The 15939-nt window shown below is 43.4% G+C and carries 16 protein-coding genes; 5 read left to right on the top strand and 11 right to left on the bottom strand.

Annotation, left to right across the window (positions count from 1 at the left end):
• Window positions 1-201: 201 nt before the first annotated feature.
• A complete protein-coding gene (locus C5Z26_RS08635; RefSeq protein WP_105449564.1) occupies window positions 202-1017 on the top strand; it encodes an HAD family hydrolase in 816 nt (271 codons plus the stop codon).
• A gap of 140 nt (window positions 1018-1157) precedes the next feature.
• On the opposite strand, the gene C5Z26_RS08630 is transcribed toward C5Z26_RS08635, so the two are convergent.
• From C5Z26_RS08630 to C5Z26_RS08620, 3 genes are read right to left on the bottom strand one after another with little or no spacing between them, the layout of a single operon-like run.
• Window positions 1158-1643 (bottom strand): PTS sugar transporter subunit IIA, encoded by a 486-nt coding sequence (locus C5Z26_RS08630; protein WP_105449563.1) that lies wholly within the window; start codon window positions 1641-1643, stop codon window positions 1158-1160.
• 13 nt (window positions 1644-1656) lie between these two features.
• Window positions 1657-3156 carry a PTS transporter subunit EIIC gene (locus tag C5Z26_RS08625; RefSeq protein WP_105449562.1) on the bottom strand — a complete coding sequence of 500 codons (1500 nt, stop codon included), beginning with the start codon at window positions 3154-3156 and terminating at the stop codon, window positions 1657-1659.
• Between the two features lie 20 nt (window positions 3157-3176).
• Entirely contained in the window at window positions 3177-3866 is a 690-nt protein-coding gene (locus tag C5Z26_RS08620) for an N-acetylmannosamine-6-phosphate 2-epimerase (protein WP_105449561.1), read from the bottom strand.
• A gap of 167 nt (window positions 3867-4033) precedes the next feature.
• Here C5Z26_RS08620 and C5Z26_RS08615 point away from each other — a divergent pair, with 167 nt between their 5' ends.
• Window positions 4034-4849, top strand: a complete 816-nt coding sequence (locus tag C5Z26_RS08615) for a MurR/RpiR family transcriptional regulator (RefSeq protein ID WP_105449560.1) — start codon at window positions 4034-4036, stop codon at window positions 4847-4849.
• An 83-nt stretch (window positions 4850-4932) separates the two neighbouring features.
• Here C5Z26_RS08615 and C5Z26_RS08610 read toward each other — a convergent pair whose 3' ends face one another.
• The 7 genes from C5Z26_RS08610 to C5Z26_RS08580 form a co-directional block, all read right to left on the bottom strand.
• Complete coding sequence (locus C5Z26_RS08610) at window positions 4933-5388, bottom strand: nucleoside 2-deoxyribosyltransferase (RefSeq protein ID WP_105449559.1); 456 nt, start codon at window positions 5386-5388, stop codon at window positions 4933-4935.
• 107 nt (window positions 5389-5495) lie between these two features.
• Window positions 5496-6368 (bottom strand): aldo/keto reductase, encoded by an 873-nt coding sequence (locus C5Z26_RS08605; RefSeq protein ID WP_105449558.1) that lies wholly within the window; start codon window positions 6366-6368, stop codon window positions 5496-5498.
• Window positions 6369-6463: 95 nt separating this feature from the next.
• Entirely contained in the window at window positions 6464-7312 is an 849-nt protein-coding gene (locus C5Z26_RS08600) for an aldo/keto reductase (protein ID WP_105449557.1), read from the bottom strand.
• 295 nt (window positions 7313-7607) lie between these two features.
• Entirely contained in the window at window positions 7608-8795 is a 1188-nt protein-coding gene (locus C5Z26_RS08595) for a CynX/NimT family MFS transporter (RefSeq protein WP_105449556.1), read from the bottom strand.
• Window positions 8796-8855: 60 nt separating this feature from the next.
• The gene (locus C5Z26_RS08590) at window positions 8856-9155 is read right to left on the bottom strand and encodes an ArsR/SmtB family transcription factor (RefSeq protein ID WP_105449555.1); all 300 of its coding nucleotides are present in this window, start codon (window positions 9153-9155) and stop codon (window positions 8856-8858) included.
• Between the two features lie 81 nt (window positions 9156-9236).
• Window positions 9237-10469, bottom strand: a complete 1233-nt coding sequence (locus C5Z26_RS08585) for an MFS transporter (RefSeq protein ID WP_105449554.1) — start codon at window positions 10467-10469, stop codon at window positions 9237-9239.
• A 356-nt stretch (window positions 10470-10825) separates the two neighbouring features.
• Window positions 10826-11299, bottom strand: coding sequence for a MarR family winged helix-turn-helix transcriptional regulator (locus tag C5Z26_RS08580; RefSeq protein ID WP_105449553.1), 474 nt, complete (start codon window positions 11297-11299; stop codon window positions 10826-10828).
• 113 nt (window positions 11300-11412) lie between these two features.
• Here C5Z26_RS08580 and C5Z26_RS08575 point away from each other — a divergent pair, with 113 nt between their 5' ends.
• Together C5Z26_RS08575 and C5Z26_RS08570 are read left to right on the top strand one after the other, a co-directional pair.
• The gene (locus C5Z26_RS08575; RefSeq protein WP_105449552.1) at window positions 11413-12015 is read left to right on the top strand and encodes an NADPH-dependent FMN reductase; all 603 of its coding nucleotides are present in this window, start codon (window positions 11413-11415) and stop codon (window positions 12013-12015) included.
• Between the two features lie 73 nt (window positions 12016-12088).
• Window positions 12089-12280 carry a PspC domain-containing protein gene (locus C5Z26_RS08570; RefSeq protein WP_105449551.1) on the top strand — a complete coding sequence of 64 codons (192 nt, stop codon included), beginning with the start codon at window positions 12089-12091 and terminating at the stop codon, window positions 12278-12280.
• Window positions 12281-12374: 94 nt separating this feature from the next.
• Here C5Z26_RS08570 and C5Z26_RS08565 read toward each other — a convergent pair whose 3' ends face one another.
• Window positions 12375-12857, bottom strand: coding sequence for a GNAT family N-acetyltransferase (locus C5Z26_RS08565; RefSeq protein WP_105449550.1), 483 nt, complete (start codon window positions 12855-12857; stop codon window positions 12375-12377).
• A gap of 307 nt (window positions 12858-13164) precedes the next feature.
• Here C5Z26_RS08565 and C5Z26_RS08560 point away from each other — a divergent pair, with 307 nt between their 5' ends.
• Window positions 13165-15897 carry an HAD-IC family P-type ATPase gene (locus C5Z26_RS08560; RefSeq protein WP_105449549.1) on the top strand — a complete coding sequence of 911 codons (2733 nt, stop codon included), beginning with the start codon at window positions 13165-13167 and terminating at the stop codon, window positions 15895-15897.
• Window positions 15898-15939: the final 42 nt, after the last annotated feature.

The following is a 15939-nucleotide window of genomic DNA, read 5'->3' as shown; positions in this document are numbered from 1 at the left end:
ACTAACGCCCCCAAATTCGGATTTTGTTAACGCTTACAGGTACATTATACAACTTGGATATCAATTGTCTAGTTTGAACTGAAAAAAAGCCCTTACTTTCATTTAATTACGATTAATTTAGGCTTTTATCATGATATTTATTGGCCTTTACACCAACCGCGATTAACTTCTAGTATAATCGTTTAATAAGGAGTGACGTTAATGATGACACCTTATTTAATCTTTTCCGACGTCGACGGGACACTTATGATTGACCATACCCGCCTGACGACGGCGACCCAGCTTACCCTCCAGCGCTTGATGGCGCGCGGACACCACTTCTACATTGCTACCGGCCGTATGTTGCCCTTAGCTCGACAAGCAGCGGCCCAAATTGGCGGTCCAGTTAAAATTATCGCCGCAAACGGTGCGACTTTTGAACTCGGCGACCAGCTACAGACGGCCTATTTATCAGCCAACCAGCTCACAACCATTTATCAGACCGTCTTAGGCCACGATTGCAAAGTCTTCTTCTTTGAAACCAATCGTTTATACTACACGGGTGACGAACCGCCTTATCAAGCTGACGCTGCCCGCGCCAACGTCGTCACAATGCCAGATTTAAATGCATTACCGTTGATTGGGCCTGAATATCTGCCCAAGCTTGCTGGGTATATCACCAATGCAATTGCCTACGGAAACCCTGCTCAGTTGGCGGCAATTCGCACTGAACTAGGCCAGACAACCACCCTAAATTTATCGAGTTCTAACCCGCATAATTTAGAATTAATCCCGCATGGTGTTGATAAAGCCACTGCTATTACCACCATTCAACAAGCAACCGGCATTGACCGTGCGCACACTTTAGTTTTTGGTGATGGCTTGAATGACTTGGGTATGTTTCAAGTTGCCGATCACAGTATCGCCATGGGTAACGCGCCAGCTATTGTGCAACAAGCCGCAACGGCAGTCACATTGCCCAATACGCAAGATGGCGTGGCAGTTTATCTTCGGGACTTCTTCAAATTAACCGATTGACCGTTAAAATGCTACTCAAACGACAGCAACCAGCCAGTTCTTTAACTCGCCTTAATGAACTTAGGCTTTTTATTACTTTATTTATTTTTAACTTAAAAGACTGCTTAATCAAAATCTGATCAAGCAACCTTTTTGATACTTTATTTAAGGGTTAGACTAGTGACTTCCGCCCCATGTTTAATCGGTTGCGTGCTAATCGCCGTTAACTCAGCTAACTGGGTCGCAGAATTAGTAACCAACGTTAATACAACGGTCTCTTTACCAGCAGCTTTAATTTGCTCAAAATCGACATCCGCTAAAACGGTCTTAGGAGTAACCTGATCATCTTTTTTAACCTGGATGCTGAATGGTACACCATTCAATTCAACCGTATCCAAACCAATGTGTATTAATATTTCTAATCCTTCCGGCGTCGTTAGACCGATGGCATGTTTAGTCTTAAACACACTAGTAATCGTACCACTAATCGGCGCATACACTTGACCACTGGTTGGCTGAATACCAAACCCTTCTCCCATTAACTTTTGTGAAAAAACAGGATCGTTCACATTTTCTAACGCTACTATTTGACCATCAACCGGTGCCACTAACTTCAACGCTACTTTTTTCTTCAAAAATTTAAACATTTTATTTTTCCTCCTAATCAGTACCTAAAATCTGATTAATCTCTTGACTATACAAATCTGCTTTACCACCGAAAACAGCTTGAATACCGCCACCCATTTCAAGAACAGCAGTTGCACCTAATGATTTAAGCTGCGTTTTATCAACTAGGCCACTATCTTTAACCGCAATTCGTAATCGCGTCGCACAAGCTTCAATTGATTCAATATTCGTTGCACCGCCCAATGCGTCAATGATTATTTGCGATTGCGTATTTAAATCACTATCGCTACTGCTGGATTCTACGACACTAGTGTTATCGACATCTACCATTCCTGGAATAGCAACTTTAAATTTTTTGATACAAAATGAAAAAACAAAATAGTAAATAAATGCCCAAGCAATCCCATAAGGAATAACATACATCCAATGCGTCCTATCTTGACCCTGTAGCACACCAAAGAGTAAATAATCAATCAAGCCACCGGAAAATGAATTGCCAATTCGAATATTTAAAATATCAGCAACAAAGAAAGAACAGCCATCTAAGAACGCATGAATAACATATAACCAGGGTGCAACAAATAAAAACGTATACTCTAAAGGTTCAGTAATACCTGTTAAAAACGATGTCAAAGCGCCACTAAAATACAAGCCACTATTTTGTTTACGATTACGTTTTGGAATGGCATGATACATTGCTAGTGCCGCAGCTGGTAGGCCAAACATCATTGTTGCAAATCGACCAGCAAAGAATCGTGTCCCATAGGTGAACAATCCCGTATGGTTGGGGTCAGCTAATTGAGCAAAGAAAATGTTCTGTGCCCCTTGAATCGTATGACCAGCTACAACTTCGGTTCCGCCCAAAGAGGTGTACCAAAACATAGGATAGATAGTATGATGCAGACCAACCGCACCAAGTAAACGAAGTAAGAAGCCATAGAGAAAAGTTCCGATACTACCTAAGGTTGCAATTTCTTTCCCCGCAACCACTAACCATCCCTGAATCGGTGGCCAAATTAAGTAAAAAATCATACCTAAAACGATTGCTGCGAAGGAAGAAACAATGGGAATGAACCTTGATCCACCAAAGAAACCTAAAAATTGTGGTAATTCAATTTTACGGTAGCGGTTATGTAAATAGGCAACTACCCCACCAACGACAATGGACCCTAAAACACCCGTATCAATTGCAGCATCTTTGGCGGAAAACAATTGTAATAATCCACTGATTGTAGCGGTATACACTAGATACGCTACCGCCCCAGACAACCCTGCCGTCCCTTTATCCCCTTTAGCTAAACCAACTGCAATCCCAACTGTAAAGATTAGCGCAATATTAGCAAAAACAGCATTTCCTGCAAAATTCATTACTTTTAGAATGGTTTGTAACCAACTGACATCTAAGAAAGGGTATGCCGTCAACGCACTTTTATTCGTTAGAGCCCCACCTAATCCAAGTAATAATCCTGCTGCGGGTAAAATAGCAATTGGCAGCATAAAAGCTTGACCCAGCTTAGAAAATTGTTTAAACATTTTTCAATCCTCCTAAAAAGTTATTTGATTGCTTGAATAAAGCGCGTTGCAATCTCTAAAGGCCGCGTAATTGCCCCACCAACGACCATTCCAGCCACACCTAAACTATGAACGACCTGCGCTTGTTCAGGACTATGAATACGACCTTCGGCAATCACGTCAACCCCGCCAGCTACTAGCTTATTAATCAGATCAATGTCAGGGCCAATTAGTCTAGGACTTTCTTCTGTATAGCCACTGAGTGTGGTTCCGACAAAGTCAATCCCTTGTTGCCAAGCAGTTATCCCTTCATCAAAAGTTGAAATATCAGCCATCAATAATTGATCAGGATACTTGGCTTTAACTTGCTGAATAAAGGCCGTCACGGTTAGCCCATCATGACGTTGACGATCAGTACAATCAAACGCAACTACTTCAACCCCGGCCGCAACTAACGCATCAACTTCTTGCATGGTGGCTGTAATGAATGGTTTCTCTGGTAAATAGTCTTTTTTTATAATGCCAATAATTGGTAAATCAACAACGCCTTGAATTTCCTTGATGTCCCGAATTGAATTCGCCCGAATTCCGACTGCTCCGGCCTGTTGTGCGGCACTTGCTAATAGTGGCATCACCCCACCAGTCTTGGTGTACAACGGTTCCCCCGGTAATGCTTGGCAAGAAACAATGAGACCATTTTTAATTTGTGATAAAAATTGTGATTTTTTCATTATCCGTAATTCCTCCATAAACAATCTTTTTGGATTTTATCTCCAAATAAAATATAACAGCTGTTTTGGATAATGTAAAGCGCTTTATTTATTTTTATGGAGTAATACTCCAATTTAATTTCATTTGGAATAGCGTATAATATTACCTATAAGGATGGTGATAACTGTTGCGCTATGATTACTTAATTCATGAACAGTATGAAACGCTAACCCGTTCAGAAAAAAAAGTTGCCGACTACGTCTTAAAAGTTGGTAGTCAACTAATGTACGCTACAATGAGTGATATCAAAATGGCAACTAAAGTTGGTGATGCAACCATTATTCGTTTTTGTCAAAAATTAGGCTTTAGTGGCTTTTCTGACTTCAAAATCGAAATTGCTAAAGAGGATTTTACTCAAAAGGAACAGACCCGACCAGCTGATTACTATGATGATATTAATCGCCATCTACAAGATGCTTTAACTGCGACTGCTCAATTAATTGATCCTAACCGACTAAACCAGGCTATTGATTTGCTGAGTCAGGCTAAATCGATTTATATTTTTGGTGTTGGTGGCAGTGCCCAAGTAAGTGAATCATTTGCTTCAATCCTTTTACGTGTGGGCGTGCAAGCGACGCCCGTTAGTGATCCACATATTCAGGCGCAAGTTGCCTCATTATTTAAATCAACTGATTTAGTTATCGGTCTGTCTCTAACCGGCCGAACTAAAGATACCTATGATGCCCTAAAAATTGCCAAGAATAACCAGGCTAAGGTTATTGCGATTACCAATAATTTAAATAGTCCTGTCGCTCAACTCGGTGATGTCGTTTTACAAACAGCCATCGAAGAATTTCTAAATGGTGGTTCAGTTGCTGGGCGAATTTCACAGCTATACATTTGTGATGTGCTCACTCAAGGCTATGAAAATCGTAACCAAGTAGATGCAGTTGCACTACGTGAGAAAGTTCTACGTTCAATTCTTGATAAAAGTTTAGATTAGTTTAAAAATCTACTTAAACTAAATAACGCCATTCTGATAAAAAATTATCAGAATGGCGTTATTTAGTTATATGATTATGGTATTTATCGAATCGCACCAGCATACTGAAAGTCATCCGTCGTCGGATCCTGTAAAAATGCCTTCAAATCAGCCATGTTTTGGACTGTTGCTTTGCCTGATTTCGCCAACATTACATTAAAAGTTCCATCAGCTAAAGTCTCAGCGTAATAGGCCACTGGAATGTTCAGTCCAAAGGCCGTACCAGTCTCCCAGATTGTCCCTGTGTCAAAACCATCCACAACCGCAACGACTAACTTAGCTTGCTTCAAATGCGCTACATTGTCATCAAAAACAGCATTACGGTCAGCCTCAGTTGCATCTGGCGTAAGATCGATTCCATCTAGGCGTGGGCTGTAATACGTTAATTCTAACTCATTCATGAGTTGTTCAATCTTCGCTAACCGTTCGGGTTGACCCGCTGTAAACCAAGGTCCCGCCAAATAAATCATTGGTGTCTTACTTTCAAGGCGCGTCTTCATCTGATTATCCATCCTCTTTCAACTTAAGCTTTCTCTATTCTAAACGTAACTGGTTCAAAAAAACAAGCACAAAAAAGCGTTCGGGTTTGAGCCCAAACGCTAATAATCTATTTAAGACTTAATTGACTTAGTTCGTTGAAGTCAGCCGTCGTCAAATCGACGTTGGCAGCTGCAACATTATCCGCCAAATGAGCCACGGAACTGGTCCCAGGAATTGGCAAGATATTCGCTGACCGCTTCAATAACCAAGCTAAGGCGATTTGAGCCGGACTAACGTGATACTTTTCAGCCATCGTGCTCAATGCACTGCCGGGCTGTGCTAATTTACCAGTTGCCAATGGGAACCAAGGCAAGAAAGCCATGCCTTGTTCAGCCGCATAATCAACCACGTCATCATCATGATGGTCGGCAACGTTGTATAAGTTTTCAATCGCATCAATCTTAGCGACCTTTTGAGCTTCTTTGATTTGGGCAACCGATACTTGGCTTAAGCCGATATGCTTGATTTTGCCTTCGGTTTGTAATTTCTTCAATTCACCGACCTGTTCGGCCACTGAAAAATGACTGTCAATTCGATGCAAGAATACCAAGTCTTCATGGTCTAAGCCCAACGTCATCATGGACACTTCAACTTGTTGCCGCAAATAATTGGCTTCACCATGTGGCGTCCAAATATTTGGTCCTTGCCGAGTTTGACCAACTTTATCCGAAATAAAGATTTGATCCCGGTTAGCAGCGCCCTTTAAACCAGCTGCTAAATACCGATCCGCAAACCAAGGGCCATAAGAATCCGCAGTATCAAAGAAGTTAATCCCATAATCAAGGGCTTGCTTAACGACTTTAATCCCTGCTTCAGGGTCTTTGTAAGGACCCCAGGTTCCAGGTCCAGTCAATTGCATGGTCCCGTAACCTAACCGATTAACCTTAAAATTATCATCAAATGCATAAGTGCCCGCATTAGCGGCATTAATTGTTGCCATCAAATTTTGCTCCTATCATTTTTATTGGCTTCATTTACAAGTCTTAGTGTAGTCCCTGTCACCGGGGGGCGGTCAATTATTTGACCCGCAACTTTTTAACCTTGGGTTGGATTGTGAAAAACAGAAGCATCCACAACCGACATCGCATTTAAGGTCACCATATCCGCCGCACTAATTTCAAAATCTAACTTAGTATTGGCCTCAATATGGGCCGGATTGATTGCCTTAGGTAGCGGTAAAATGCCATTTTGGAGCACAAAACGTAACGCCAACTGTGGGACACTAACCTGATAGTGATCAGCGACTTGCTGAATTGCCGGATTGTGGACCAGTCCACCCGTTGCTAAAGGCGAATAAGCCTCAACCAACATCCCGTTGGCCGTTGAAAACGCCGTAATCTTAGGTTCAGTATAGCCTAAATAGTATTGAATCTGATTAACCATTGGTTTAACTTCAGCCTGTTTTAGTAGATTTTTCAAGTCGTGGACAGCAAAGTTAGAAACCCCGATAGCTTTGGCCCGACCGCTTCGATAAATAGCTTCCATCGCTTGCCAAACTTCTAGATTAGCTTCATCATAATTGCTTCCAAGTTGACCCCATGGCCATGGCGCATGGATGATATACAAGTCAACATAGTCCAAACCTAAGTTTTTTAGTGATTGGTCAAAATCCGCTAATGTTCCTTGATAAGACTTCGTTTCAGCAGGTAGTTTTGTCGTGACAAAAATCTCGTCACGTGGAATACCGGCATCACGAATAGCTTCACCGACACTACGTTCATTACCATAAGCTAAAGCAGTATCGATATGCCGATAGCCCGCAGCTAACGCATTTTTAACTGCTTGATAGGTGGTATCACCACTTGGAATTTGCCAAGTACCGAAAGCCACCTGTGGAATTTCAACCCCATTGGTTAAAGTATACGTATCTGTTAGTACTGTCATTTTTAGAAATCTCCATTTCTATAATTAAATTCATTAGTTAAAATCGGCTTAGTGCCGCCGTCTAATCCGTTGTGTTGCTAGTGGTCGTGTCGGATCACCAATAAGGGTCAATAACCCAGTCGCAACCAAGACAACGACTAAAATCTGAATTACTGCCATTGTTGGGCCCTCCTAATTAAGATAGCTTGATTAAGTTAACAATGCTCAGTTTAAGACCTTAGTCCTACTCTAAGGCAACTAATTAGTTCGTAAATTTTAAATTTTTTTAATTTAATAAAATGACACTCCCAACACCCTAGTCATAGATTGACGGATGTCGCTGTATGACCAGGCCTGCTAATGTGAGTAAGGCTGAAAAAACAATTGCCAACCACAGAACTGGCGTCCAGCCAAGCTGACTCCCTAACCAACCGAAAACAACCGGACCCACGGCCGCCAGTAAATAGCCGGCGGATTGGGCCATCCCTGACAAGTCTGCGGTTTCAAAACCAGTCGTCGTTTTTTGCGTAAAGAACACCACTGCCAGGCTAAAAGCCGCACCTGAGCCGAGACCGATTAACACACATAAGCCGGCAACAACTACAAAGTTGAGTCCCCCAACCAAAATGCCAGCAATCCCAGCGATAAAGCCAACACCGACAACCGCCACCATTGCGCGTATACCGGCTGGCTTACTAGCCGTCGCCGGTACTAAATACGACATTGGTAGTCCACTTAATTGCATGACAGTGACTAAGTTTCCGGCAGCAACTAGCGTGAAGCCATGTGCCACTAAAATAGTCGGTAACCACGTTAACAATGAATAATAGACCAAGGCTTGTAACCCAAAGAACGCCGTCACCACCCAAGCTAAGGGTAACCGCCAGACACTAGCATGTGCTACGGCACTCACCTGACGCTTAACGGTGGGACGTTCAGCACGGTGATTATATTTCAGATTTGGTCCCCAAGCAATTAAGTTAACTATCCCTAGCACCGACAGCACTGCCATTGTAACTGGTAGCGACCAATACGCTGTTAGTACGCCAGAAAGTCCCGTCCCAAAGGCACCGATAAGTAGCATTGACAAGGTATACTCACTGGTAGCGACGCCAATCTTAGTTGGAAAATTATCCTTAATAATTGCTGGAATCAAGACATTGCCACCATCAGCGCCAATTCCAACCAATAACGTCCCTAAAAATAGTAAAGTAATTGACGGAATCACCCGTAAATAACTGCCGATGACTAAAATAACCAGCATGGCATAAATGGTCAGCTCATTGCCAAACCGGCGACCCCACCGTGAAATTAGTGGTGACATCACGGCAAAGGTCAGCAACGGAATCGTCGTCAATAAACCTGCCATTGAGCTCGGTAAACCTAAAGTTCGTTTTAAACTACTGATTAACCCTGGCATCATTGTAATCGGCAAACGCATATTAGCGGCGGCTAACATCATGCCTAAAGTCAGATAACGGCTATGCTGATGCGTGTTCAACATGAAAATCCACTCCTCTTAGCTTACTTAATTCGACAAATATCGAACTAAGTTTCAGAAAAATTATAGCGTGCTTAAAAAACCAGGTAAATACTGGTCAAACGTCGCGGCGCGTAAAGACAAATACTTCGTCTGCGCCACGCGCCGTGTATTAGTTAAACCAACTAATCGTAAGGCTTTAAAATGATAAGACACCGTGGACTTGCTAATCTTTAATTGCGCACCTACCTCACTACAAGTCATTTCACGGTTCGTCTGATAAAGTACTCGGATAATTCGCAATCGGTTTTGATCAGCCAAAGCTTTAAAGATTGCGATACGTTGTTGGTCTTCACTAATCTGTTGTTTTAGTTCGATAGTCATAGAATTACCATACGCCTTCGTTTCAATTTTGACAACAAAAAATGGTTAGCGAGGTACGCCTCCCTAACCATTTAGACCGTACTATTCAGCTAATGACCCCTGTTGTTTCCAAATTCCTGGGACCAACCACAAAATCAAGCCTAAGTTAATGGCCAACATCACGGCAGTCAGAATAAAGACTGAATTATAGTCAAAAATCCCAGCAATTACGCCACCTAACAAAGCGCCTAACATATTACCAATCGCCTGAAAAGACTGATTGTAACTGAAAATCGTTGACGTCAAATGCACTGGCGTATTCTTAGTCAATAAGGTTTGAATTTCTGGGAACAGTGCCCCATCAGAAATTCCAATCGCAAATCGTAACAACCCTAAGGCAATCACACTCGTGACCCAACCTTGTGGGAAATACATAATAACTGCAAAAACATACCCAAACAATAGCACCCGCCCTGAACCATGCTGGTCGCCATACCGACCTAGCCGAGGGGCCGCTAAAATATTAGAAATTCCGGGTAAGGCAGCAATAATCCCGGCCACAACCGTAATTGGGCCTTTATAATGCATCAATTCGCGCACATATAAACTAATAATCGGCGCAATTGACGCATTCCCTAGTTGGACAATCATGGTCGAGCACAGCATGATAATGATTAACTTAGGATTTTGAAAGGCTGCCAATGGATTGCGACTAGCACCCGGTTCTCGATGATGATCAACTGGTTTGAAATGTTCTTGCACGAAGAACAAACTCAGCAAGAATGCACCAACTAATAACCCCGCCGTAATAAAGAACGTATTTCGAATCGAGAACACTTCGGCTAAGACACCACCGATAACCGGCCCAAATAACTGACCACTAACGGCCCCAGTGATTAAGGTACTCAATGCGTGACCACTATATTTACGTGGTGTTTGAGAAGCGACTAGCGCTTGCGCATTGGAAATAAAACCGGCAAAGACACCTTGTAAAGCCCGTAAAGCAACTAATTGCCAAACATTGGTGACAAACCCCATTAACCCCATCGCCAACGCCATCCCTAACGAAGCGCGTAGTAACATCACTTTACGACCTTTTTTATCCGCAATAATACCCCATAATGGTGCGGAAATAGCAGAAATAGCATAATCAGCCGCATAGGCAAGACCACTATAAAAGGTCACTTGCTGCTTATTAAAGTCTCCTAGCTGGCTCACAAACAATGACAAAAATGGCATAATTTCACTAAATGCCATCCCAGCCACAAAGGTACAAAACCATAAAACAATTAAATTACGATGCCATGGTCCGCGCTCACGTTCTGCGTCATCCACAACTATCATCTCCAAATCTAGCGACTACTAATTTTTTGTAAGTCAAGATAGTACAACCTAGCTTATCACATTTCAGCCCACATTTTTTGAGTAGTTCACGATTATTTCCCGGGAAATATTAGCGTAACTGGCACACCTTTGATTTTCAGTGCGCTGCATTTCATAGGAGGTTTCAACAAGTAAAATCTGTTTTACTAAGCTTTGATCAAAATTAGTATCTCAACGAAAATTCCAATTTTACGACTGAATATAAAAGGTCATTATCGCTTTCAATACCAGAACTGAGTATGGCTTGTCAGCTATTAACTTACAATTTTGACCGTGGCTGTCAATGACTTATCATTCCCAGATGCTAGTCACAGCTTGATTTGGCGAATTCGGTGCATCAAGGTCACGAACCGGGTCAATTCTGCTGGCGTATAGTCTGCAGCAATGGCGCTGGCTTGTGCAGCAATCGCCAGCTTTAATTGGTGCTGGAGTTGTGCCACCTGTTGCCCCGCTGTCGTTAACCGCACTAAAACTTCTTTATTGTTTTGCAAACTCCGAAATTTTTCAACTAAGCCCACCTGCGCTAACTTAGTAACTGCTCGTGAGATGGTCGCTTGTGACAACGTCGTTAGTTGTGGCAATGCTTTAGCGTGCGTCGCCGATTGTGTCGCTAATTGCGCAATTACCTTAATATCGGTAGTCGACAATTGCTTGAGTTGCTGTTGCAGGTGGACATCCGTCGTCTGTCGTTGCGCCCATTGTTTCTCGTCATCATCAACGCCATCTTGGGCGATAAATGCATTTAATTCAGACATTATCTGCTCGATTAACGGTTCGGTCATCTTTTCATCTCCTTTTTAATTCACATGAATAAATACTTGTATTATTAAGATTATCCGTCTATAATAACATTTTGTATTCATGCGAATCAATAACGAAATGGAGTTAATTACTTATGCAAACAATTGCGATTATTTTAGGTAGTACCCGTAAAAGTTCCCTCGGTCGGGCTTTATTCAACCATTTGCAGCTGACGGCACCTGCATTATGTACTGAATTAGGTCTCAAGACGACCTTTTTAGACTTAGCTCAATACAATCTACCCTTTTTTGATGAAGCACTACCACCAATGGCAAACAACCAGCGTCACTTACCCGCTAATCAGCAACAATGGGTTAGTGATATGGCCCAAGCAGACGGTTACCTCATCTTGACACCAGAGTATAACCATGCGATGCCGGCCGCGCTCAAAAATGCCCTCGATTTTCTGGCTTTTGAAGGCCAGCGTAAACCGGTTAAACTCGTTTCATATGCTGATAACATGCGTGGTGGCCAGTTTGGTGCGGCAGCGCTGGTCCCCGTCTTACAACGGCTAGGCATGCTGGTCTTACCTAAACCCACCCCTGTTGGTCAGTTACAAAACAACCTGCAACCCGATGGTCACTTCATCGCGGCAGCCCCACTAAAAGCACGCTATACCAAAGGCTTATCACAAGCACTCCAGGAAATCGCTTACTACACAACAGTACTCACTGAACATCCATTTCCAACCGCTTAAAAGCCTCTTAGTAGACGGACCAGTCTGAACACGCTACACTAGGTGTAAATACACTTCAAGGAGGGCTTTCGTCATGAAAATTAACATTCATCGTTCCAATCAAAATCGTGTGATTGCCGGTGTCATTGGCGGCATTGCCACCCGTTACGACTGGAATGCCAATCTCGCACGGCTTATTTTCATCGTACTCGCAATTACACCGATGTTTCCTGGATTAATCGCCTACTTAATCCTTTGGTTACTCATGAAGGACCCTATCGACTAAGCTAGTAATGCCTTTAAAACACTAAGCGCTCAGGACAAAGTTGCCCGAGCGCTTTTTTGTAACGATTATTAACGCCGATCTTGACTGATTTCCACTACTCATCAATCAAATAAGCCAAGCCATAGTCATCCACAAAATGACCATCTAAGTAAAAGGCCTCACGGGCCACACTTTCTACTTGAAATCCCAGTTGTGCATAGAACTGCCGGGCCACCAAATTAGTCGCTAGCACCCGTAATTCAAGCCGATGAATCCCGAGACGCCGCGCTTCAGCCTTAAGTTTCGTCATCAAACCACGCCCAACGCCTTGATGTTGTGCTTGCGGTAAAATCCCGATGCCAATATCCCAAGTAAATCGCATTGACATAAAGGGCGGCATTGGATTCCAAGAAATCATCCCTAAAATTTGCTCATCTTGAACTGCCACCAATTGACTGCCGCTTGGATAATTTTGCGTATATGCCGCGAGGTCCTTGGCTAGTATCGGCCCCGGACTATTTTGTGAATTCCAGATAGTTTGATCAATGGCGAATAATGCCGGTAAATCCGCCGCCACAGAATAGCGATAGGTAATCATCAAGTTAGCTTCCTTTTAGTTATATTTATTAGCCATCATACTGGTTTTAAACCCGGGTTGCAATGCTAACTAGCGCCTTTTAACGGGTAATCTGATATACTATTGCAACTAAAGTAATTAAGCGTTATATAACTGTAAAACATTTTTATAACAACGCCGATTAATATTCGTTTATAATAATAACTAACGACAACCTAAAACCGGAAGGGATGTGGCCACCTTGGCCTGCTTAACGCCCAAAAAACGTAACGATTTTACTGCGCCCCATCGTTAAGCTTAATTTAAAACTTTTATAGGAGTGAATTTAATGATAGATAATAACAATCAGCAGTTGACTAACCCGGAAGACCAAGATCAGGTGCCTCCGGATACCACCCATTTGTGGCAGCTTGATGAACCAACTTTAGCAACCAAGTACCGGACTGATCCTGTGACTGGCCTTAGTGCTGCCGAAGCTGAGCACCGTTTACAACAAAACGGTCGGAATGAACTGGAAACCAAGCACACTTCTCGCTTCATTCAGTTCATCAAGCAGTTTAATAATAGTATTATTTATATTTTAGCTGCCGCCGCAATTATGACGTTTCTCATGCATCGTTACTCAGATTCCATCGTCATCGGGTTGGTCATCATTGCCAATGCCATCATTGGTTACGTGCAAGAACGTCAAGCGGGAAACGCCTTAGAGCGCATCCGTGAAATGCTGATATCTAAAAACTTTGTCATTCGCGACAACCAAAAACTTGAGATTGATGCGCGCGACTTAGTAGTTGGTGACTTGGTCAACTTGGAGGCGGGCGACGCCGTCCCGGCAGATATGCGCCTCATTTCTGCCGATAATCTAAGTGTGCAAGAATCCATTCTTACTGGTGAGACCAATCCGGTTGAAAAGATTGAAGAGCCCATGCCAGCTGAGCAATTGGCCTTGGCAGATCGGCGTAACTTGGTCTATGCTTCAACGGCGGTCACGAGTGGTTCCGGCTTAGGCATTGTCGTGGCAACCGCCGAAGCAACCGAAATCGGGGCCATTCAACAATCGGTTGGCGCTGTCAAAGAAAAGCCGACCCCGCTAATGCGAAACTTGAATTCATTGGGTCTCGGCTTATCAATCGCCATCGTCGTCGCAGCCGTCTTGTTATTTGGTCTGGGCCTGCTGATGGATACTTACAGCTTACCAACCCTACTAATTGCCGTGATTACCATGGTCGTGGGTTCCATGCCAGAAGGCTTACCTGCCAGTACTTCGGTTGTCTTAGCCATGGGGACCCGGCGCATGACGAAGAAAAATGTCATCGTTAAATCATTACCCGCTGTCGAAACCCTGGGGGCCGTGGATATTGTTAATACCGATAAGACTGGGACCTTAACTAAAAATGAAATGACCGTCACGAAAGTGGTCACCCCACACCATTTCTTCGATGTTACTGGTGTGGGTTATGATGCCGATGGTGGCGTTAACTTCGACGGGTCCTTAAAACTAAACGGTCAAACAATGGATTGGCATCAGGATGAAAGCATGGAATGGCTAGTCAATATTGCCGGTCAAACCACTGATGCACAATTGCATTTTGAAAACAATAAATGGGAACTGACCGGTGAACCGACCGATGGCGCCTTAACAACGCTTTATCGTAAGATGACTGGTCATGATCCGAAAGTAGCCGAAGTCGACTCGCTACCTTTTGACTCTGCTTTCCGATTCTCCGCACGTTTAGCTGACTTTAACGGCCAACGCTTATTGATGGTCAAAGGCTCGCCCGCTACTATTTTGCGATTAACCGATCAAAAAACAGCTCCCACTTATTGGGATCATGCCATGGCCGACCTAACCGCAGATGGCTTGCGCGTCGTCGCCTTAGCTTATCAAGTCGTTGCGCCAGACATGACGACCATTGATGCCAAAAACATTAGCAACTTAGCCTTAGCCGGTATGGTCGGAATCATTGACCCACCCCGTGAAGAAGCCGCTGCCGCCATTGCGGAACTTCGCCAAGCTGGTGTCCAAGTTAAAATGATTACCGGTGACCACCCAGATACGGCGATGGCAATTGCCAACAAGTTGGCTTTAGCGCCACACGTCAAAACCATCACGGGGCCTGAAATCGATGCTTTAGATGATCAACAACTCAACGCCCAAATTGATGACTACAATGTCTTTGCCCGCGCTACTCCGGCCAATAAATTACGGATTGTCCGCGCACAACAAGCTAATCAACACGTCGTTTCAATGACTGGTGACGGGGTCAACGATGCACCAGCCTTAAAACAAGCCGATATTGGGGTTGCTATGGGGATTAAGGGAACTGAAGTCGCCAAAGAAGCTGCTAATATGGTCTTAGCAGACGATGATTTCGCCGACATAGTGGCGGCAGTCCGTGAAGGTCGCCACGTCTTTGATAATATTCGGAAAACGATTCGCTTTTTACTGCCAACCAGTTTTGCAGAAGGCTTGGTCGTCATCATCAGTATTCTAATGGGCCATGAATTGCCCCTCTACCCGACACAGTTACTCTGGATTAACATGGTATCGGCATTAACAATTCAGTTTGCGTTTATTTTCGAACCACCCGAGGCTGGGATTATGGCCCGCGGGCCGCGAAACGTCAAAGCCGGACTTTTATCCAAGTTAGACTCCTTTGAAATTGTCTATGTTTCGTTGCTCATTTCCGGACTAGGTATTTTCGCCTACGACTACTTAACTGCGTTAGGTTTGCCAAATGTGGTCGGAAGTACGATGTCGTTAAACATCATTATCTTTGGGAAGATTTTCTACCTGTTTAACTTGCGGAATAACCATCCCGTCATTTCTAAATACCTCTTTCAAAATAAAATGGCCTTTTACATTGTCGGCATTCTTATTCTGCTACAGTTAGGGATTGTCTACTTGCCATTTATGCAATCAGTCTTCCACACAACCAACGTTAGCTTTGGTTACGGCTGGGGAATTCCCATCCTAGCTGGAATTGTGGTCCTAATTGTCACTGAAATTGGTAAGTTCATCCGCTTCCACTTTTTGGAAAAAGATCCGGGCTTAAATTAAATCTTAAAACTGATTAACAAAAAAATCCTCGCTGGAAGCTAA

The sequence above is a fragment of the Lactobacillus sp. CBA3606 genome (genome assembly GCF_002970935.1).
Taxonomy (GTDB): domain Bacteria; phylum Bacillota; class Bacilli; order Lactobacillales; family Lactobacillaceae; genus Lactiplantibacillus.
This window is presented reverse-complemented; position numbering and strand designations above follow the sequence as displayed.